The sequence below is a fragment of the Sedimentitalea sediminis genome (assembly GCF_042687825.1).
GTDB lineage: Bacteria > Pseudomonadota > Alphaproteobacteria > Rhodobacterales > Rhodobacteraceae > Sedimentitalea.
Window position 1 is genome coordinate 1 of sequence record NZ_JBHUQE010000005.1, and the last position, 18857, is coordinate 18857.

The window sequence follows — 18857 nt, forward strand, 5'->3', positions numbered from 1 at the left end:
AACCGATTTGTGCAACAAGGCCAATCATTCCACTACCCAATGTCTCTCGAAAGTGCGCACTCAATCATGAAATATAAGGGTCGTGCGACACGATCGAACAAACTATTTGAACCGAGGTCTGGTAGGAAAGCAGGTGGTGTTCGCACATATCTCGCCAAGGATCAGGGGGCCGCGACCGTCCCTGGAACGAGGCCGTCAGGTAAAAGGTCCGGGGGACCTTTTGCGGTCGGAGCGATCGAAGATCAGGGGGCACGCAGTGCGCCCGCGTCGTGCCAAAGGCACGCAGTGTGCCCGCGTCGTGCCAAAGGCACGCCTGCGGAGCGAAGAAGACGGTCGGACGCGGCCCGGGCTGGCAGCCCGCGCCAAATTCTCCCTCTGTGGGACATCTACTATACGCGACTTCATCGCAGCAGATCAGCCCGAGTCGTGCCTCTGCTGTGCTCTGCGCGTTTGGGGCAGTATAAGTCCACCGCCCCTACCGGGACGCGGCTCACCCCGCTTCAACCACACAACGGAGCGGCAGGACGACGCGGGATATCCAAGGATGGGATTCATCTGTGCGCGACGGCGTGAACTCTGCCTATCCGCCGCCCTTGGGCATTGCCCGCCTGTTAAAAAACGGAGTCAAACCGGTTATCCCGCCCTCACGGCTCTGACAGCCGCATACGGACCTCGCCCTGGCGCATCGCGCCGAAGATCAAAAAGCCATCGTCCTCGATCTGCGGATGTTCGCTGACCCAGTCGCGAAAGCGGTCGTTGGTGACCACGCGGGCCTGCAGATGCGTGGCGGCTGCCAGCAGCAGCGGGTCGGCGGGCGTTCCTTTTGGCGCGACAAAGACCTGACGCGCGGAAATCCCCAGCGCCTTGGCCAGCGCATGCGGCCCCAGATACCGTTGGCCGATCTTGTAGCCGGCATTGGCGTCGAACCAGACCACCGGCACATATCCCTGCCGGCTCAATTCCTGCAGCACCTTGCGCACCGTTTCGATCCTGGCCTGCCCATCTTGCCAGTGCATCACATTCGACCCATCGACCACGATAAACCGCTCTTGCCGCCGCCGGCGTGCTATCAGGATCAGGATCGTGGCGGCCAGCAGGCAGACAGCGAAAAACGGAAAAAGAACCCCCGACAGCGGACCGGGAATCAGGATTGAACCGGCGAGTCCGGCAAGAGAAATCAAAAAGACGACGAAAGGAACAGGCACCGGTATTCAGAATCTTAGGCGGGGCCTTCAGGATCGCAAAACTTTGCTAAAGTTCCGTTGTGACGTGGGGAAGGGAAGGTTCCCGCTCACAGACTCGGCCCCTTCAACTGTCCCGCGCACCTGTTCCGGAAAATTGCACAGGTCGCAGCGTCCAAGCATCGTTGCCGAAAGACCGGCCCAGTTCCACCGAAAGACGGCACAATCCCGGCAGCAAAGGACCCCATTACCGGCTCCTGCAGGCTCTGCCTGTCAGGAGGCCGCCCCATGCATGTTGCGCATTGCCCCGGGCGACGGACCCGGGCAGCCCGAACGGGCCACCCGAACTGTTTCAGGAACCGGTGGGCGCGCAGACTGTGGCGCCGGCTTCGGTTGTGGCCAGTTGGTAACCCACGGCACAGCTGGCGTTGCCGGCCTTGTCAAAGGTCGGCTGCACATAGACCGGTGTCGGATCGGGCTGGGCACAGGCGGTAAGGGCCAACGCGCTTAGGCCGAGTGCGGCAATTCTGAGTTTCATGATGTGCAATCTCCTCGCTTTGAATGGGTATCCCAAACCAGTTCTGGAATATGCATTGAAGAATAGGCGGGCGGCCACGCGCTGGCAACATGGGTGGCACATTTCGACCCTGGGCGGCAGGATTTCGGTCGGGCAAGAAAAAAGGGGCGACCGGTTCTGGTCGCCCCTGTTCGCATCTTCAGGTCGTGTCGCGGCCGAAATCAGGCCTGACGCTGTTTGCGCCGGCGGGCGAATGCCCCCAGCCCGGCCAGACCGGTGACCAGCAGCAGACCCGCTGCCGGAACCGGAACCGCAGCGATGTCCAGGCGAATGACCATGTCGTCATAATCCTGGTCGCCGGCCCCGTCGCCAAAGAAGGCGTAGACCGTGGTCACGTCACCAACCGCATTACGGATGTCGGTGAAGGCCATGTGCAGATCCGGGCTGTTGGCCTGGCCGCTGTTGTTGTCGATGAAGAAGTTGCCACCGAGATTGGTCAGGAAGCGCAGATCGACAAAGTTACCGGTATTCAAGTAGGTGAAGGTGTCACCGACATTCGACGTCAGGTTGTCAAAGGTCGTACCGCCAAAGGACAGGCGTGCGCCATTGTTGGCCCCGGCCTCGGACCCCAGATAGGTCGCCGTGATCACCGTGTTCGGATCGACCGTCAGGCCGCCAAAGCCGGCGCCACCGATACCGTTGACATCCTGAAAGTCAACGATTGCATGCGGCAGCGGCGGAACGACGTTGTCGTACATGCCCGCAGGCAGTGTCGTAGAGGTCGGGTTCCCGACGATTCCAAAAGTTGCTGCGGCTGCGGATACGGTCATGCCGACGACCGCCACTGCCGAATATGTAAGGGTTTTGAAAGTGTTCACTTTTTTTTCCTCGCTAACACTGGGCGTTTTGTACTGGTTCGTTTCAAATTCCATTGAACATATATTAACTAGCAAGTTTTCGCCGACAGGGCAATTTCTTTCTGATTTGAGCCAAATTTTCGATTGCAAACGAATCACTTGGTGGCAAGAGACCGTCAAACCGACGCGAACGTGGTCAGAATGCGTGTCAGCGGCACCGTGCGGACCGTCTCTGGCCCGGACATGAAGCGCACCGAAAACCCGTGTCTGCCGCGACGGATCTCGCGTGTACTGTTGCCGTGCAGGATCGGTGTTACTCCTTGCGGAGCATCCGCCCGGGAACCTGCCATCGGCAGGCCCAGGGCGAAATGTTGCATCGGATCACCGAACCACGTGCACGGCGCAGCGGGCGTGGCGCACAACCTGCGCCGCGGTCGATCCCAGCAGCAGGTCCTGCATGCCGGGACGATGCGAGGCGATGATGATCAGGTCCGGATCGTTCTCTTCGGCCCAGTCCAGAATCGAACGCCCGGAATGTCCCTCGATCACAATGGCCTGTGCGTTCGGCAGGGCTGACGCCAAATCGTTCAGCTGACCCTGAATCGCATCGCGCGCCTCGCGCAGGTAGTCGGCGGGCATATAGGAAATCGCATAGCCCGGTATGTGCTCGACCACATGCAACAGGGTTATGTTGGCCTCTGGCGCCGCCAGCAGCTGCGCCAGCTTCAGTGGAGCCGAGGTGTCGCGGTCAGCGTCAAAGGAAATTGGAACGAGAATATTGTGATACATCGACTGTCTCCCCTTTTCTGTCGGCACCAGTCTGCGCCCGTACCGCGCAGACGGCCTTGATCCACATCATAAGATTTGCATGTGTCGCCCGTTTCAGCCAAAGGATTCTGCAACATCATACATCACCGGTTCGAACGACCGGCACAGCTCGTTTATCTTGCGATTGCGCTTGCGCATTTCGTCGCTGCGCAACATCGCCTGGAAATCCTCGCGGCGTTTCCATTGCGAATAGTTGGCGATCCGGGTCTGCGCATCGTTCACATGCAGGCTGGCCGCGATGAATCCCGGCTGCTTGCTGATGAACTTGTCATAGGCATCGGTCAGCGCATCCAGCAGATCCTGACAGGTGCCCGGCGACATTTCGAACGTCGTGATGACGGTCTGAACGTCACTGTCCTTGGTGATGGTTTGCATCGGTTCCTCCTTGGTATTGGCCCCAGCCTATCACAGCTGCTCCAGCCTTTCCTCGACTTCGCGCATCAGGGCCGCGATCTCTGCATGTGCCGGCCCCTTGGGCGCCTCCAGCGCTGCGCGCCCCTGTCCCAGCGTTTCGGCATAGACGACCCGGTTGGTCATTGCCGTCTCGGCCGTGTCCGCGTCCAGTTCGGCGGCCTTTTCGGCGACATCGGCGGACAGTCTGGTCCCGGCACGCGCCCGGGTCATCACCATCAGCGCCGCCTTGTTCTCGCGGATCGCCAGGTCGAGCACCGCTTCGACGGCCCACAGGTCCAGATGCGAGGTCGCCACCGGGATCAGCACCAGATCGGCGGCGCGCAGGGCCGGACGCAGGTCGCTGTCGGCCTTTGGCGGCGTGTCGATGATCACGATGTCATGGTTATCGGCCAGTTTGCGGCATTCGTAACTGACCCCCCAGGCCGAGGCCGTGGAGAACTCGACCCCCGGTTCCTCGCCGGTTTCAAGACGGGTCATGAACCAACGTCCGGCGCTGCCCTGCGGGTCGGTATCCATCAGGGCCACCGACCGCCCGGCACGGGCAAAGCCCACGGCCAGATTCACCGCCAGCGTGGTCTTGCCGGCCCCGCCCTTTTGTTGCGCGATCGTGATGATATGTCCCATGGCACCTCCCGCTGTGCTGCGCCGCAGCTTACGCGGTTGCCGATGAGGCGCAATGGCCAATCAGACGCATCCCGGCACGGCGGTAATACTCGGTTAACCAAGCTTTCGGATGCTGAGCGCCGGAGGGAGCGCAATGCGCTGCATCGTCATTGCCCTGTTGTTCTGCGCGGTCTGCGCGCCACCGGCCCTGGCCGGCGCCTGGTTGCGCGAGCAGAAAACCGCGTTCACCGCTCTGGGCGCGACGGTACGGGGCCACGATCAGGGCATCGATTACGAGACCCGGTTCTATCTGGAATATGGCCTTCGTCCACGGGTTACCCTGGGGCTGGATTTCAACGAGATCCCCGGCAAGGCGGGGCATGCGCTGGTGTTTGCCCGCCTGCCCCTGGGCCGGCCCGACCGGCGCACCCGCCTGGCCCTGGAACTGGGCCTCGGCGGGCACCACTGGCAACGGGACTGGGCCGCCATGTACAAGATCGCGCTGGCCGCCGGACGGGGGTTTGAAAGCCGTTTGGGCAATGGCTGGATGGGGGTCGAAACGGCGGTTGAACGGCGCACCGGCCTGTCCGACCCGGCCTTCAAGCTGGATACGGTGGTCGGCCTGTCCTCGGGGTTCCGGTTCCGGCCTCTGATCAAACTGGAAACCGCCTATATGCGCGGCCAGCCGTTTAGCTGGGCGCTGAAACCCGGGGTCATGTTCGATCTGGCCGGCAGCACATGGGTGGTCGGTTTGGAACGGCGATCGGCGGCACAGGACACGCTGGGCGTGACCTTTGGACTGTGGCGGAATTTCTGAACCGGACCTGGCGGGCTTGACCCGCGCCCGGACCGGTCTAGTCTGGCCCGATGCCCAGCCCGATCCGCCCCACCGACGACGCCGCACGCGCCCTGGCCCGCGATCTGATGGCGCAGGCCAGGATTGCCGCGCTGGGTGTTTTGACCCAACCGGGCACGCCCATGGTCACACGCATCGCCTTTGGCCTGTCGCCGGCCGGACAACCCCTGAGCCTGGTGTCGGATCTGGCCGCCCATACCGGCGCCCTGCGCGCCAACCCGGCCTGTTCGCTGCTGGTTGGCGAGGCCGGTGGGCGTGGCGATCCGCTGAACCAGCCGCGCCTGACCCTGCAGGCCCGGGCAAAGTTCCTGCCACGGGACGATCCGCGCCATGACGGCATCGCCGCGCATTACCTGCGGGACCATCCCAAGGCCAAGCTGTATATCAGCTTTGCCGATTTCGCCTTTGTCCGGTTCCGGATCACCGATGCGCATCTGAACGGCGGTTTCGGCAAGGCCTTTGTGCTGACACCGACAGATCTGGGCCTGACCACGGCCTGAATCCGCAGGCGCGCGGTCGGGCCGGCGCCCGGCAACCCGAACAGGGCCGGACGGGCAAAGCGCAGGTGCAACGGCGGCGCGGGTTCGCCTCAGACCAGTTCGCCGGCCAGCGCGCGGTCGATCAGTTCCACGGTCTCGTCGATTCCATAAAGCGCGATAAAGCCACCAAAACGCGGACCCTGGCTGGCGCCCAGCAGCACCTCGTACAGCGCGGTGAACCAGCCGCGCATCGGATCGAAACGCTCGCGCCCCACGGCATAGACCACCGATTGCAGCGCCTCGTCCTCGATACGTCCATCATAGACGGCCAGTTGCGCGCGCAACTCCTGCAGCGCCTCGCGTTCGGCCTCGGTCGGGGCGCGATAGCTGCGGGTCGGTTTCACGAAATCGTTGAAATAGCGCAGCGCGAACCCGGCCGCCTTGTCCAGGTCGGGGTGGCTTTCCGGGGTTGCGTCGGGCGCATAGCGGCGGATGAACCCCCACAGTTGTTCCTTGTCCTCGGCACCGGACACCGAGGCCAGGTTCAGCAGCATCGCAAAGGGCACGATCAGGGTGGATTCGGGTACGTCACCGCCGTGAATATGCCAGACCGGATTGTTCAGCCGTGCCTTGAGATCCTGCCCCTGATAGGCCCGCAACTGCTGGTGATACTCGTCGACCGCCTTGGGAATCACGTCGAAATACATGCGCTTGGCCGTTTTCGGCTTTTGGTACATGAAATAGGCCAGACTTTCGGTGCTGGCGTAGGTCAGCCATTCGTCGATGGAAACGCCATTGCCGCTGGATTTGCTGATCTTCTGGCCGTTCTCGTCCAGGAACAGCTCATAGGTGAAATGCTCGGGCCGACGGCCGCCCAACAATTCGCAGATCCGGTCATAGATCGGTGTGTTGGTGCTGTGATCCTTGCCATACATTTCGAAATCGACATCCAGCGCCGCCCAGCGGGCGCCAAAGTCGGGCTTCCACTGCAGTTTGACGTTGCCGCCGGTCACCGGCAGCGTCATTTCCTCGCCATCGTCGGTGTCAAAGGTGATGGTGCCGTTCTCGGCATCCACATGTTTCATCGGCACATACATCACCCGGTTGGTTTCCGGGTGGATCGGCAGAAAGATCGAATAGGTCTTGCGGCGCTCCTCGCGCAGCGATTTCAGCATTACCGCCATGATCGCGTCATAGCGTTCGGCGGCGCGCAGCAGCACCTGGTCGAACTGGCCCGAGCGATAGAATTCGGTCGCCGAGATGAACTCGTATTCAAACCCGAACGTGTCCAGAAACCGGCGCAGCATCGCGTTGTTGTGATGCCCAAAGCTTTCGAACTTGCCGAACGGGTCGGGCACGCTGGTCAGCGGGCGCTGCAGATGCGGTTCCAGCATCTCGGGGTTGGGCACGTTGCCGGGCACCTTGCGCATGCCATCCAGATCGTCGGAAAAACAGATCAGCCGGGTCGGGATGTCGCTGATGGTCTCAAAGGCCCGCTGGATCATCGTCGTGCGGGCAACCTCGCCAAAGGTGCCGATATGCGGCAGGCCGGACGGCCCATAGCCGGTCTCGAACAGCACATAGCCCTTTTCCGGCGGAGCCTTTTGATAGCGTTTGACCAACCGCCGCGCCTCTTCGAAAGGCCAGGCTTTGGACGCAAGGGCAGCTTCGCGCAGTTCAGGCATGTCGCACTCCGAAAACAGTGGCCGCGCTGACTGCGCGACGGTGCTGCATCTCCTATTGCGCTGCCACCACCCCGTCAACACGGCGGGGCATCTGCAGCATCGGAAGGACTCTATTGCCGCGGCAATAGAGCAATGCGCCCATAGCGCAGAAAGAACCCGGCAAAGCCCAGCGCCCAGATCGCGCCGGACAGGTGGATCGGCAGCATCGGATCGCCAAACACGGGCGCGATCACCCGCAGCGCCGCGCCCAGATGCACGGCGCCCAGGATCGCGACATCCAGTCCGTTGCCGGCAATTGGCCGGTTCGCATGGCCCAAAACCGCCCGGATCATCACGATCATCGTCATGCCGCCCACCGCTCCGGCGCCGACCGCATGCGCCACCTGAATCTCATCCACCCCCGATCCCAGGGTCTGGGCGGCGATCAGGGCAAAGGACACGGGCAGCCATGCATAGCCCATATGCAGCGCCAGCAGCAGCGGCTCGGCGGCCACCGACCAGGCTTTCCAGCGGGCCAGCCGCAATGCCAGCAGCACCGCCGCCAGCAGCGCCAGACCGCCAGTGACCAACTGGTCCGGCAGCACGATCCAGCCAAGCACCGCAGCGATCGCCGCGCCCATCGCCACCGCGTCGAACCTGCCAAAGACGGGAATGCCCGGCGTATGCCCGCGCGCTTTCAGCCAGTTGCGGCTGAAAGCCGGGGTGACCCGCCCGCCGACCAGCGTGATCAGAATCAGCGCCAGACCGAATCCCGCCCGCTGCGCCAATGCCTCGTGACCGGCCAGAAACAGCGCATCCGCACCTGCGAACAGCCAGACCAGCGCCGCCACCGGCAGGTTCCGGCGATTGCCCCCGGCCCAGATCTCGCGGCTGGCCAGCGCCGCCAGGGCCACCGGAAAGCCCAGCGCCAGCGCTGCCTGCAGCGCGCCGGCCGGCATCAGCGCCAGACCGGCCCGACCGGCCAGCCACAGCGCCAGCAGCCCGACCAGCGGCGCGCCGCGCAGCGCCGCCCGCCCGGTCCAGTTGGGGATCGCCGTCAACAGAAACCCGCCCAGCGCCAGACTGAGATAGCCAAACAGCATCTCGTGCCGGTGCCAGCGCAGCCCGTCGGCGGGCAAGGCCAGATCGACGCCCGAATACAGCAGCAGCCAGATAGGGATCACCAGCGCGGCGAACAGGCCGGCGACGGGAAAGAACAGACGATAGGCGCCGGTGATCAGGATATGCATGGGTAGGCCTTTCTGCCGGTGGGCGGCCTGCCCCCGCGCCCGCAGAGGCCAACCACGAGACTGCCTATTGTGCTGACCGGGCCGCGTCAATATTCTGCACTGCAACAAGACTTGACCCAAAGGATGTTATCCCGTGACCAATTCCGCCGCCAACGTACTCAGCGCACAGGATTGCCTGGTCGCGCTGATGATCGCTGTTTCCGCTTCAGACGAAAACATGCGCACCGCCGAACTGGTCAAGATCCAGTCGGCGGTCAACATGCTGCCGGTCTTTGCCGAGTACGACATCGACCGGATCAAGGCCACGGCCCAGGTCGTGTTCGACCTGTTCGAACAGGAAGACGGGCTGGATGCGCTGTTCGGACTGATCCGTGACAATCTGCCGGAACGGCTGTTCGAAACCGCCTATGCGCTGGCCTGCGACGTCGCCGCCGCCGATGGCGCGCTGGCCGAGCCGGAACTGCGCCTGCTCGAGGAAATGCGTTACGAGTTGGACATCGACCGCCTGCATGCCGCCGCCATTGAGCGCGGCGCCCGGGCACGACACGTGACCTGATATCATAGCCGGCACCGTCTGGCCGGCTCTGCGGCAGTGCCCATGATCGTTGGCGAAAAATCGCCGAACCGCACGCTGTGCCGCGCTTGGAAATCGCCCTGTCCCTCCTATATCAGGTGCGTTCGGACAAGCGCGCCGAGCAGCGCGCGGTCCGGATATCCGATTACCGGAATCAACCCTTTTGGGAGTTTACGATCATGTTGAGAACGTCTGCCATCGCACTTGCCATCGCCACCACAGCCGGCATGGCCCAAGCAGCAGGGCCCGCAGCCCCCGAACCGGCCTTTGCCGCCCCGACGGCGCGGTCCTGGGAAGGCGGATATGTCGGTGGTCAACTCGGCTATGCCTACAGCGAATTCGACCTGAACAGCAACAGCCTCAGCAATTTCGACAAGGACAGCGTCAGCGGCGGTATCACTGCCGGTTATCTCTGGGCGCTCGGCCAGGGCTGGTACATGGGTCCGGAATTCCAGTACGACTGGGCCGACCTGTCCGTGACCGACAACACTTCGGGGCAAACGGCGACCTTTGACGGTATCGCCCGGCTCAAGTTGATTGCCGGTTATGAACTGGGCAATGGCCTGCTGTATGGAACCGCCGGTTTTGCCTATGCCGATTTCGACAATGTCGGCTCGATCATCGACATCGACAAGAACAGCTATGTGGTCGGTATCGGCTATGACTGGCGCGTTACCGACGAATGGACCGTGGGTGCGGAATATCTGTACCACAATTTCGACAGCGTCGGATCGGCGGGTGGCGACATTGACCTGAATACGATCCAGCTGCGGGCGGCGTACCGCTTTTGATCCCGTGAGACTGCGAGACGGCGCTGGGCGTGCCAAGCCCGGCGCCGGTTCGATCATTGCCATTGTGGCGCCTTGCCGCAATGGCCTTTCGTGGCCCTTGCCGCAAGCGAACGGCCACGGAAACCCGTCAGTTGCCGTATAACATACCCCAGCGTTCGATCATTTGCTGCTGCAACCTCTTGGCCCGCCGGTTCCAGCCTCGCGCGCCCTGGGGTCGTTCGCGATCGGCCCGCCGCAACTGCGATCGCGCCCGCGTATCGGCGGCAAAGATGGCAAAGGCCAGTTCGGTTCCGTCCTCGGCCACCATGTAGCCACCCAGTCCGGAAACGAAATTCAGCGTTCCGGTCTTGGCGTTCACCGAAATGGGGTGGGACCGGTTGACCCGGCCCTTTGCGTCGCGCAGCCCAAACGGTTTCAGCAGCGGCCCCAGCACGTCCTGTTTGCGCGCCTGAACCAGGGCCCCGACCAGATCCTGCGCGGTCATCCGCGACGCGGCACCCAGGCCCGAATGGTCGACCAGGCGGGTTCCTGTCATACCGAACCGGCCAGCGGCCCAACGACTCATCTCGGCCGCCGAATCGGCCAGCGAAGCGGGCCGCTTGCCGCGCGCGACAGTGGTCGACAGGCCGACCATCTCGGCGGTCAGGTTGTTCGAGTATTTCAGCATGTCCTTGAGGATCGGCCGCAGCGGGGTGCTGTGGTGCTGCACCAGAGTCCGGGCCTCGCCGGGCAGACGCACGGCGATCCGGGCCGGTTTCAGAACGATCCCGTGCGACCGGGCCATGGTGGCAAAGACATCGCCGGCATAGGCCCCCGGTTTGCGCACCGGCAACCAGCGCGCCCCGCCCTTGCCCAGCGCCTTGCTGGCCACCGTCCACTGGTCGCTGCCCTGCTGATCGGCATAGGTATAGACAGGCAGGTTGCGCCGCACCACTTTCATCCGCGCCATGGCGACGTCTGGGCGATACCGTCCGGTGCGCGCATCCATGGTCACGGCATAGCGCTTGCCCGCCAGCCGCCATTCGAAATGCACCCGGTTGAAATTCAGCGCCAGCCCCGAAACCGCCGGGCTATAGCCCACGTGGTCGGGCTGTTCCGGATCGATGCTGCGCACCACCGGTAGCGCGGCCTCGTAGACCAGGAAATCGCCGTGCACCTCGCGGATGCCAGTTTTCTTCAGGTCGGCGGCCATTGCCGCCAGATCGTCGGTATTCAGCGTCGGATCTCCGCCTCCGGCCAGGATCAGATCGCCCTTGAGAATACCGTTCTGCACCGGCCCGACGGCCATGAGACGGGTTGTAAACCTGTGGTCGGCCCCCAGTGTTTCCAAGGCATAGAGCGCCGTCAGCGCCTTGGCGACGCTGGCAGGGGGCAGGCCCGTGGTGCCGCCCGCGGCCTCCAGTTCCAGACCGGTTTTCACATCCGCCACGGCACAGACCACCTGGCCGCTCAATCCGGATTTGGCGATCAACGCATCAATGCCGCCCGCCTGGCGCCGCACGAAATTCGCGCCCCGCATTTGCGGACGCAGCGACACTTGCGGCGGCCCGGCCTGCGCAGCACCCGCCGCAATCACGGCCCCAAGCCCCCCCAGTACGAAACGCCGTGTGCAGTATCTGTCCATGTGCTTTCCGTCATCCTGGTCGGTCTGCGCCGACCCCCGTCACGCGTTCGCCGCAGGTTTACTAAACCGCAGCTTGCAGGCGCAGACAACCTTCCGGGGCGTGTCTTAACAAACTGTTACCGCACCACCGTAGACCATTTTTCCCCGGCCCGGATCGCGGTCGAACTGAGATCGCTCATCGGCACGTTGACGAAACACCAGGCCGGTGCCGGCGCCATGGCCAGCGCGTGACTGGCAATGCCGGCGATCCGGTCGCGGCGATAGAGTCGCGCCGCCGGCGACATCCGCGCGCTGATCCGCTGGCCGGGCCTGGCCAGCACCCCCAAGGGCACGCTTTGGGCGATCCGTCGCCAGTTGCGCCAGCGATGGAACTGCGCCAGGTTGTCCGCCCCCATCAGCCACACGAACCGCACGCCAGGATACAGAGCCTGCAATTGCGCCACGGTATCGGCCGTCGCGCGGGTACCCAGCCGCGCCTCGATATCGGTCACCTGCACCCGCGGGTGGGTAACCAGCGCGCGGGCCGCCGCGATGCGCGCCGCCATCGGCGCCGGACCGCGCGTTTTCAGCAGATTGCCGGGACTGACCAGCCACCAGACCCGGTCCAGCCCGAAGCGTTTGAGCGCCTCGCGCGACACATGCACGTGCCCCGCATGCGGCGGATCAAAGGACCCGCCGAACAGGCCCACGCGCATGCCCGCCCGCGCCACCGGAAACCCGACACCGACCACCGCTTCATCCCGCATTGCTCTTTCAACCGCCCTTGGATAGACCACCGGCGTCGCAGCGCACAAGCAGGAGAGCACTGAAATGGCCGCCTACCAGTACGTCTATCACATGCAAGGGGTCTCCAAGACCTATCCGGGTGGCAAAAAGTGTTTCGAAAACATCCACCTGTCCTTTCTGCCCGGCGTCAAGATCGGCGTCGTCGGCGTCAACGGCGCCGGCAAATCCACCCTGATGAAGATCATGGCCGGACTGGACACCGATTTCACCGGCGAGGCCTGGGCCGCCGAGGGCGCCAAGGTCGGCTATCTGCCGCAGGAACCGCAGCTGGACGAGTCCCTGAGCGTGCGCGAGAACGTCATGCTGGGGGTCGCGCCGAAAAAGGCCATTCTCGACCGCTATAACGAACTGGCGATGAACTATTCCGACGAGACCGCCGACGAGATGGCGCAATTGCAGGATCGGATCGACGCCGAGAACCTGTGGGATCTGGACAGCCAGATCGATGTTTCGATGGAGGCGCTGCGCTGCCCGCCGGACGACGCCGACGTGACGACCCTGTCGGGTGGCGAACGCCGCCGGGTGGCACTGTGCAAGCTGCTGCTGGAAGCGCCCGACATGCTGCTTTTGGACGAACCCACCAACCACCTGGACGCGGAAACCATCGCCTGGCTGCAACAGCACCTGATCGATTACAAGGGCACCATCCTGATCGTCACCCATGACCGCTATTTCCTGGACGACATCACCGGCTGGATCCTGGAACTGGACCGCGGCCGCGGCATTCCCTACGAGGGCAATTATTCCGCCTGGCTGGAACAAAAGGCCAAGCGGCTGGAACAAGAGGCCCGCGAGGACAAGTCCAAGCAGAAGACGCTGGAACGGGAACTGGAATGGATGCGCCAGGGCGCCAAGGCGCGCCAGGCCAAATCCAAGGCCCGGATCAAATCCTATAACGAAATGGCCGAACAGTCCGAGCGCGAAAAGCTGTCGCGCGCCCAGATCGTCATCCCCAACGGGCCGCGCCTGGGGTCAAAGGTGATCGAGGTCAACGGGCTGTCCAAACACATGGGCGACAAGCAGCTGATCGAAGGGCTGGATTTCTCGCTGCCGCCGGGCGGCATCGTCGGGGTGATCGGCCCCAATGGCGCGGGCAAATCGACCCTGTTCAAGATGCTGACCGGGCAGGAAAAACCCGATGCGGGTACCGTCGAATACGGCGACACCGTCGATCTCAGCTATGTCGACCAGTCCCGCGACGACCTGAAACCGGACGATACCGTCTGGCAGGCGATCACCGGCGGTGCCGAACTGATCCAGCTGGGCGATGCCGAGGTCAATTCGCGCGCCTATTGCAGCTCGTTCAACTTCAAGGGCGGCGATCAGCAGAAAAAGGTCGGGCTGCTGTCGGGCGGCGAACGCAACCGCGTGCACATGGCGCGGCTGCTGAAAGAGGGCGGCAACGTGCTGCTGCTGGACGAACCGACCAACGATCTGGATGTGGAAACCCTGCGCGCGCTCGAAGACGCGCTGGTCGATTTCGCCGGCTGCGCCGTGGTGATTTCGCATGACCGGTTTTTCCTGGACCGCATCTGCACCCATATCCTGGCGTTTGAAGGCGACGCCCATGTGGAATGGTTCGAGGGCAATTTCGAGGATTACGAGGAAGACAAGAAACGGCGGCTGGGTGACGTCGAACCCAAGCGCATGAAATTCAAGAAGTTCACCCGTTAGGGTGGGCTTCTTGAATTCCGCGTGGGTTCGACGGGTGCGCGAAAGCGTTTGCGCAGCAAATGCGGGCGTACACGTCGAATCGTGTATGTTGGCACCTGATTTATTGACTCCCCACACCAGAACTACTATATTTTGTGGCGGCAGCGGAAGGTTGAAAAACTACCGTGTGGTGGACAAGCCGGTCTCTCGGCGTAGAGCATCCCGCGAATCTACCCCGAAACTGCAGGCGCTTAGCGGTGCTATGTCGGTCCCTAGCTCGGATTGGCTAAGGTGGTCCGACAACCATGTTGTCGGGTGACCGCCGAAAGGCAGCTCCAAGTGATCATAGGAGCACGCCAAACCGCCGTTATAGGGGCGGTATAAAAGTACTGAGCGAACTATAACGCTCATCCGGATGGGCATCGCTAGAGGCTAACTCAATGCGGTTCACATTCAAGGTGAAAGGGCGAGTGACCTATTCCGACATTGTCGGAACTTTGGCTCTCTTGCTGACGATTATCGGCTTAGTGCTGTAACGTTGGGCGGTCTTCGGACCGCCCTTTCTTCATTAATACACCCAAGCGCCCGACCGCAGGTCGGAGGCCGTCTTGCAATGGGTGAAGGCGTCAAGCAATCGGTCCAGAGGAGCGATTGCAGCCGGAACGGGGACCTTTTGAGGCCGGAGAGGGCGTAGCCCCGGGGGTGACCCAGTCGCGCCCGCCGACGCACCAAAGATGCGCCGATCAATAGATGGCACGCCTTCGGCGTGACGGGGCGGTCTCTCGTGCACTGATACTCTATGCACTGTCGACAGGCGATTGTTAGCAATCGCAGAGAGACGGGCGCGGCGAAAATGCGGGGCGTTTCCGCTGGGGTGAAATACCCGACCGGGCCGAACCCGGTCGACCGCTCGTTCAGTGCGGCGCTAGACACTGCCGGCTGCGCGGACGCTCAGACCCTTCGCAGATTTTGGCGAACAGACGCGCGGCCTGTGACCATGCTATTCTGGCGCCACCACAACCCGCGACACAGGACATCCCCGATGAGCAAGGACTCCGTCAAGGCCGTTGCCGAGACCCAGAGCGGCAAGAAGGCAAGCATCAGAAAATACCAGACCGAACCCGCCGACACCAAGGAACTGAAACTGCCCAAGGACGTGCGCGAAGGGCTCGAGGCTCATTTCAGCGGCGCCAAGCTGTCCAAGGTCCGCGTGCATATGGGCGGCAACATCAAGGAGGTCGGCAAGGAGTTGAAGGCCAAGGCATTCACCATCGGCCAGAACCTCTATGTCACCAAGTCAGGCGATGCCAAGAACAGCGAATTGCTGGCGCATGAACTGACCCACGTGATCCAGCAGGCCGGCGGCAAGATGCCAAAGAAAAGCAAACCCGGCACCGCCTTTGTCGCCAAGAAATAGCGGATTGGCGCAGGGCCTGCGTCAGGTGCGCGGAATCAAAAGGCCTTGCCTTCCTTGACGCCCAGCTTGCGGAAGAGCATCGCCGCCGGGCAGAACCCGGTGATCGAGGACTGGATCAGGTTGGCGCCGATGAACACGGTGAACCACATCCACAGCGGCGAGACCAGCGCGGTCAGAACCACGCTGAGCAGAATCATGAAACCGGCGAACATCATTACGGTGCGATCGAGGGTCATCTGGAATATCCTTTCCTGTCCGGCGGTACAGTTTCCGCCACATGCAGGACATATGGACTCTCTTTCTAAAATATTCAAGTTATAGAATATTAATTTTCCCCCACCTGTTCCGGCACGCGCCGGGGTCCATGGGACATCGTATTGTTGCGTTCAACGCCAGCCATCGCGGCCACCGCCCGGTGCAAGACCATCAGGTCTCGGCGACGACTTCGCCACGCATTTCACCGGTCATGCGCGACAGGTCTTCGGTATGCACCTTTTTGCGGACCTCCTCGATCGCCCGGTTGGCGGCGTCACGGGCGGCCTCGTCCGGCCATTCGGTGATCGCGGCACTGGTGCGCTCGCTGGTTCTGACCACCGTCACGCGGGTGGCCCCCAGTGCCTTTAGCGCGGGCAGACGCTTTTCGCGGATACCGCGCATGGCAATGTCATAATCGGCCCCGTCCGTAATCTCCCATGTGGTGATCGTCACATAAGCCATCATCCTCTCCTCTCTGTGTCGTGCGCTGAAAGCATACACTTTTTTCGGCCAGATTGACAGATTTCCGGGCCACCTCGGTACGCGGACCGGACGAGGCGGGCGCAGGATCGCCGCGGGCCACTGGACAAAGCCGCCCGCGTCGCGGGGTTTTCGGTTGCGGGTCCGCGTCCGGAGCGGCAATGCTGGGCGATGTTCACCGCAAAGCGGCAAAATCCGGCCCTCGCCGCCGGGCTGATCCTGCTGGCCACCAGTTTCATCGCCGGCACGACGCTGTTGGCCAAGGCGTTGGGCTCGGATGTACTGGGGCCGGCGCTGAATCCGCTGCAGATCAGCCATGGGCGGTTCGTCTTTGCCTTTCTCGCCCTGGCCGGCACTGCCACCGCCCTGCGGCCGACCTTTCAAAATCCGCATTGGCGCCTGCATGCAGGGCGCACCCTGTTCGGCTGGCTGGGCGTGACGCTGATGTTCGCTTCGGTCACCCTGATTCCGCTGGCCGATGCCACGGCGATCAGTTTTCTGAACCCGGTCTTTGCGATGCTGCTGGCGATTCCGCTGCTGGGCGAACGCGTCGGCCCGGTGCGCTGGAGCGCTGCCGCGATTGCCATGACCGGGGCGCTGATCCTGCTGCGACCGTCGCCGGGCAGTTTTCAGCCGGCTGCATTTCTGGCGCTGGCGGCGGCAATGATGCTGGGGCTGGAACTGATCTTTATAAAGACTCTGTCCGGTCGGGAACCTGTTTTCCAGATCCTGCTGATCAACAACCTGTTCGGCCTCGGCATATCGTCGATGGCGGTTCTGGCGGTCTGGCAAATGCCCACGGCCGCGCAATGGGCTGGTCTGGCGGCGCTGGGCGTGCTGATGGCCTGCGCGCAGACCCTGTTCGTCAATGCCATGGCCCGGGCGGATGCCAGCTTTGTCGCGCCGTTCAGCTATGCCACTCTGATCATGGCGGCGCTTTTTGACTATGCCGGGTTTGGCGTGGTGCCGGACAGTATCACGGTTTTGGGCGCGGCGGTGATCATCACGGGCGCGCTGTTGCTGGCGTTGCGCGAAGGCCGCATGCGCTGATCCGGCCGGTGGCGTTCCTTTTGTCCCACGGCCCGCCGGCGCCGCATCCTTGCCAAAAGACCGCCGCCCGATGCACGCCGGTTCAAGATGCCTTGTAACTCGGGGCACAGTGACTAAAATAGATGACCGAAACGGATTTCCGAAGCGGCCGCAAACGCGGGCCGCTTTTTAGCTGGAAAGGTAGCCTATGTCCTGGACTGACGAGCGCGTCGAAACGCTCAAGAAAATGTGGGGCGAAGGCCAGTCGGCCAGCCAGATCGCCAAGGAACTTGGCGGCGTGACCCGCAATGCAGTGATCGGCAAGGTCCATCGTCTGGGGCTGTCGAACCGCGCCGCCGGCGCGGCGGCAGCCAAGCCCGAGGCCAAGCCCAAACCGGTCGAGACGCCGAAACCCGAGGCCAAGCCGCGGCCCTCGCCCAAGACCGAGGCCGCCCGGCCGGTCACCACGCCGGAAACCAAGCCGGCCATACCGGCCCGCAAACAGATCATTCCGGCCGGACAGCCGCTGCCACCGCAGCCGTCGGCCAATGAAATCAGCCCCGAAGCGTTGGCAAAGGTCAACGAGGTCGAAAAGAAGTCAAAGAAGATCAGCCTGATGGAACTGACCGAGCGGACCTGCAAATGGCCTGTCGGCGACCCGGCAACCGAAGATTTCTGGTTCTGCGGCCTGCCGGTACAGGCCGGCAAACCCTATTGCGAGGCGCATGTGGGCGTGGCCTTTCAGCCGATGAGCTCACGCCGCGACCGCAAACGCTGACCGCACCCGGTTGCGGTCGCCCCGCCCCGCAGGGCGAGCGACCTGCTGCCGGCATCAGACCGCTGATCCGCTCCGCCTGACCACACCGCACAAGGCATAGCGACCCGTCATGAACGGGACGCCACCCGGTGACCGCCGATGGCGCCGGGTCTAATCCCCGATCGGCGCTGCCGACGTAAAGTTGGGGATCGGGTTGCCCGAGGCATCGGAAGGCTCGATCTCGGGCCAGTTACCTTCGGCCAGGTCGATATTGCCCGGAATGTCTTCTTCCCAGAATCCGACCACGTTCTTGGTGATGTTCAGATACAGCTTGTCATCGACGATGCGCCACAGGTTCGGGTTGCCGGGCACCTTGCCGCCCTTGCTGACGCCATAGGCGCAATGACCGTCATATTGCGGCGCGTATTTGGCCGGATCGCTCAGAAACAGGTCGCGGTTTTCTTCGCTGACAAAGGCAAAGGTGGCGCCGTTATAGTCGGCGGTGATGTCCTTGTGGCCGGGGATGCCTTCGGGCTGGGGCGTGCCGACCGGGCTTTGGGTCAGACCGCGATAGGCCACCACATCGTATCCCGAGACGGCAAAACCGGTGTGATCGGTATATTGCTCGCCGGCAAGGGCCGGCAGAGACAGGCCGATGGCGGCCAAAAGGGCCAAGGCAATGGATTTCATTGGGTTTCCTCACATCTGTCGCGCCGGCACCATGCCATGCGTCCGCAGTTACACTATGAGATCCAGCGCATCTGGCTAGATGCGCTCGCGCGTGTGTGACGAAACCGGATCGGACGTGACCGCCGCTGCCAAGCCAAGGACAGACGCGCGGA

22 protein-coding genes are annotated in these 18857 nt (G+C 62.9%); 8 read left to right on the top strand and 14 right to left on the bottom strand.

The window, feature by feature from the left end; all coding sequences use genetic code 11:
* Positions 1 to 644: 644 nt before the first annotated feature.
* The 7 genes from ACFMPD_RS05695 to parA all read right to left on the bottom strand — a co-directional run bounded on the left by ACFMPD_RS05695 (position 645) and on the right by parA (position 4421).
* Positions 645 to 1181 carry an NYN domain-containing protein gene (locus ACFMPD_RS05695; protein ID WP_380992718.1) on the bottom strand — a complete coding sequence of 179 codons (537 nt, stop codon included), beginning with the start codon at positions 1179 to 1181 and terminating at the stop codon, positions 645 to 647.
* 352 nt (positions 1182 to 1533) lie between these two features.
* Positions 1534 to 1719: a hypothetical protein gene (locus ACFMPD_RS05700; protein WP_380992720.1), complete on the bottom strand. Its 186-nt coding sequence runs from the start codon at positions 1717 to 1719 to the stop codon at positions 1534 to 1536.
* Positions 1720 to 1919: 200 nt separating this feature from the next.
* Complete coding sequence (locus ACFMPD_RS05705; protein WP_380992722.1) at positions 1920 to 2714, bottom strand: VPLPA-CTERM sorting domain-containing protein; 795 nt, start codon at positions 2712 to 2714, stop codon at positions 1920 to 1922.
* A gap of 17 nt (positions 2715 to 2731) precedes the next feature.
* The gene (locus ACFMPD_RS05710) at positions 2732 to 2932 is read right to left on the bottom strand and encodes a hypothetical protein (protein WP_380992724.1); all 201 of its coding nucleotides are present in this window, start codon (positions 2930 to 2932) and stop codon (positions 2732 to 2734) included.
* 4 nt (positions 2933 to 2936) lie between these two features.
* Positions 2937 to 3344, bottom strand: coding sequence for a universal stress protein (locus ACFMPD_RS05715; RefSeq protein ID WP_380992726.1), 408 nt, complete (start codon positions 3342 to 3344; stop codon positions 2937 to 2939).
* A 93-nt stretch (positions 3345 to 3437) separates the two neighbouring features.
* Positions 3438 to 3758 (bottom strand): antibiotic biosynthesis monooxygenase family protein, encoded by a 321-nt coding sequence (locus tag ACFMPD_RS05720; protein ID WP_380992728.1) that lies wholly within the window; start codon positions 3756 to 3758, stop codon positions 3438 to 3440.
* A gap of 30 nt (positions 3759 to 3788) precedes the next feature.
* On the bottom strand, positions 3789 to 4421 hold the full coding sequence (gene parA / locus ACFMPD_RS05725; protein WP_380992730.1) for a ParA family partition ATPase: 633 nt from the start codon (positions 4419 to 4421) through the stop codon (positions 3789 to 3791).
* Positions 4422 to 4554: 133 nt separating this feature from the next.
* Here parA and ACFMPD_RS05730 point away from each other — a divergent pair, with 133 nt between their 5' ends.
* Entirely contained in the window at positions 4555 to 5217 is a 663-nt protein-coding gene (locus ACFMPD_RS05730) for a hypothetical protein (RefSeq protein ID WP_380992732.1), read from the top strand.
* A 50-nt stretch (positions 5218 to 5267) separates the two neighbouring features.
* Positions 5268 to 5756 carry a HugZ family pyridoxamine 5'-phosphate oxidase gene (locus ACFMPD_RS05735; protein ID WP_380992734.1) on the top strand — a complete coding sequence of 163 codons (489 nt, stop codon included), beginning with the start codon at positions 5268 to 5270 and terminating at the stop codon, positions 5754 to 5756.
* A gap of 89 nt (positions 5757 to 5845) precedes the next feature.
* Here ACFMPD_RS05735 and ACFMPD_RS05740 read toward each other — a convergent pair whose 3' ends face one another.
* Positions 5846 to 7420, bottom strand: a complete 1575-nt coding sequence (locus ACFMPD_RS05740; RefSeq protein WP_380992736.1) for a lysine--tRNA ligase — start codon at positions 7418 to 7420, stop codon at positions 5846 to 5848.
* A 110-nt stretch (positions 7421 to 7530) separates the two neighbouring features.
* Positions 7531 to 8649 carry an NnrS family protein gene (locus ACFMPD_RS05745; protein WP_380992738.1) on the bottom strand — a complete coding sequence of 373 codons (1119 nt, stop codon included), beginning with the start codon at positions 8647 to 8649 and terminating at the stop codon, positions 7531 to 7533.
* Between the two features lie 187 nt (positions 8650 to 8836).
* Here ACFMPD_RS05745 and ACFMPD_RS05750 point away from each other — a divergent pair, with 187 nt between their 5' ends.
* Both ACFMPD_RS05750 and ACFMPD_RS05755 read left to right on the top strand, forming a co-directional pair.
* On the top strand, positions 8837 to 9205 hold the full coding sequence (locus tag ACFMPD_RS05750) for a tellurite resistance TerB family protein (RefSeq protein WP_380993022.1): 369 nt from the start codon (positions 8837 to 8839) through the stop codon (positions 9203 to 9205).
* Between the two features lie 197 nt (positions 9206 to 9402).
* Complete coding sequence (locus tag ACFMPD_RS05755) at positions 9403 to 10014, top strand: outer membrane protein (protein ID WP_380992740.1); 612 nt, start codon at positions 9403 to 9405, stop codon at positions 10012 to 10014.
* 127 nt (positions 10015 to 10141) lie between these two features.
* Here ACFMPD_RS05755 and dacB read toward each other — a convergent pair whose 3' ends face one another.
* On the bottom strand, positions 10142 to 11638 hold the full coding sequence (gene dacB / locus ACFMPD_RS05760; protein WP_380992742.1) for a D-alanyl-D-alanine carboxypeptidase/D-alanyl-D-alanine endopeptidase: 1497 nt from the start codon (positions 11636 to 11638) through the stop codon (positions 10142 to 10144).
* 116 nt (positions 11639 to 11754) lie between these two features.
* Positions 11755 to 12384: a nicotinate-nucleotide adenylyltransferase gene (locus tag ACFMPD_RS05765; RefSeq protein WP_380992744.1), complete on the bottom strand. Its 630-nt coding sequence runs from the start codon at positions 12382 to 12384 to the stop codon at positions 11755 to 11757.
* A 64-nt stretch (positions 12385 to 12448) separates the two neighbouring features.
* On the opposite strand from ACFMPD_RS05765, the gene ettA reads away from it, so the two are divergent.
* Positions 12449 to 14098 carry an energy-dependent translational throttle protein EttA gene (gene ettA, locus ACFMPD_RS05770; protein ID WP_380992746.1) on the top strand — a complete coding sequence of 550 codons (1650 nt, stop codon included), beginning with the start codon at positions 12449 to 12451 and terminating at the stop codon, positions 14096 to 14098.
* Positions 14099 to 15119: 1021 nt separating this feature from the next.
* The gene (locus tag ACFMPD_RS05775; RefSeq protein WP_380992748.1) at positions 15120 to 15494 is read left to right on the top strand and encodes an eCIS core domain-containing protein; all 375 of its coding nucleotides are present in this window, start codon (positions 15120 to 15122) and stop codon (positions 15492 to 15494) included.
* Between the two features lie 35 nt (positions 15495 to 15529).
* On the opposite strand, the gene ACFMPD_RS05780 is transcribed toward ACFMPD_RS05775, so the two are convergent.
* Together ACFMPD_RS05780 and ACFMPD_RS05785 are read right to left on the bottom strand one after the other, a co-directional pair.
* Positions 15530 to 15730, bottom strand: a complete 201-nt coding sequence (locus ACFMPD_RS05780; RefSeq protein ID WP_380992750.1) for a YgaP family membrane protein — start codon at positions 15728 to 15730, stop codon at positions 15530 to 15532.
* Between the two features lie 190 nt (positions 15731 to 15920).
* A complete protein-coding gene (locus tag ACFMPD_RS05785) occupies positions 15921 to 16211 on the bottom strand; it encodes a hypothetical protein (RefSeq protein ID WP_380992752.1) in 291 nt (96 codons plus the stop codon).
* A 189-nt stretch (positions 16212 to 16400) separates the two neighbouring features.
* Here ACFMPD_RS05785 and ACFMPD_RS05790 point away from each other — a divergent pair, with 189 nt between their 5' ends.
* Together ACFMPD_RS05790 and ACFMPD_RS05795 are read left to right on the top strand one after the other, a co-directional pair.
* Positions 16401 to 17279, top strand: a complete 879-nt coding sequence (locus tag ACFMPD_RS05790; protein WP_380992754.1) for a DMT family transporter — start codon at positions 16401 to 16403, stop codon at positions 17277 to 17279.
* A 187-nt stretch (positions 17280 to 17466) separates the two neighbouring features.
* Complete coding sequence (locus ACFMPD_RS05795) at positions 17467 to 18036, top strand: GcrA family cell cycle regulator (protein WP_380992756.1); 570 nt, start codon at positions 17467 to 17469, stop codon at positions 18034 to 18036.
* Between the two features lie 150 nt (positions 18037 to 18186).
* On the opposite strand, the gene ACFMPD_RS05800 is transcribed toward ACFMPD_RS05795, so the two are convergent.
* On the bottom strand, positions 18187 to 18705 hold the full coding sequence (locus ACFMPD_RS05800) for a YHS domain-containing (seleno)protein (protein WP_380992758.1): 519 nt from the start codon (positions 18703 to 18705) through the stop codon (positions 18187 to 18189).
* Positions 18706 to 18857 lie beyond the last annotated feature (152 nt).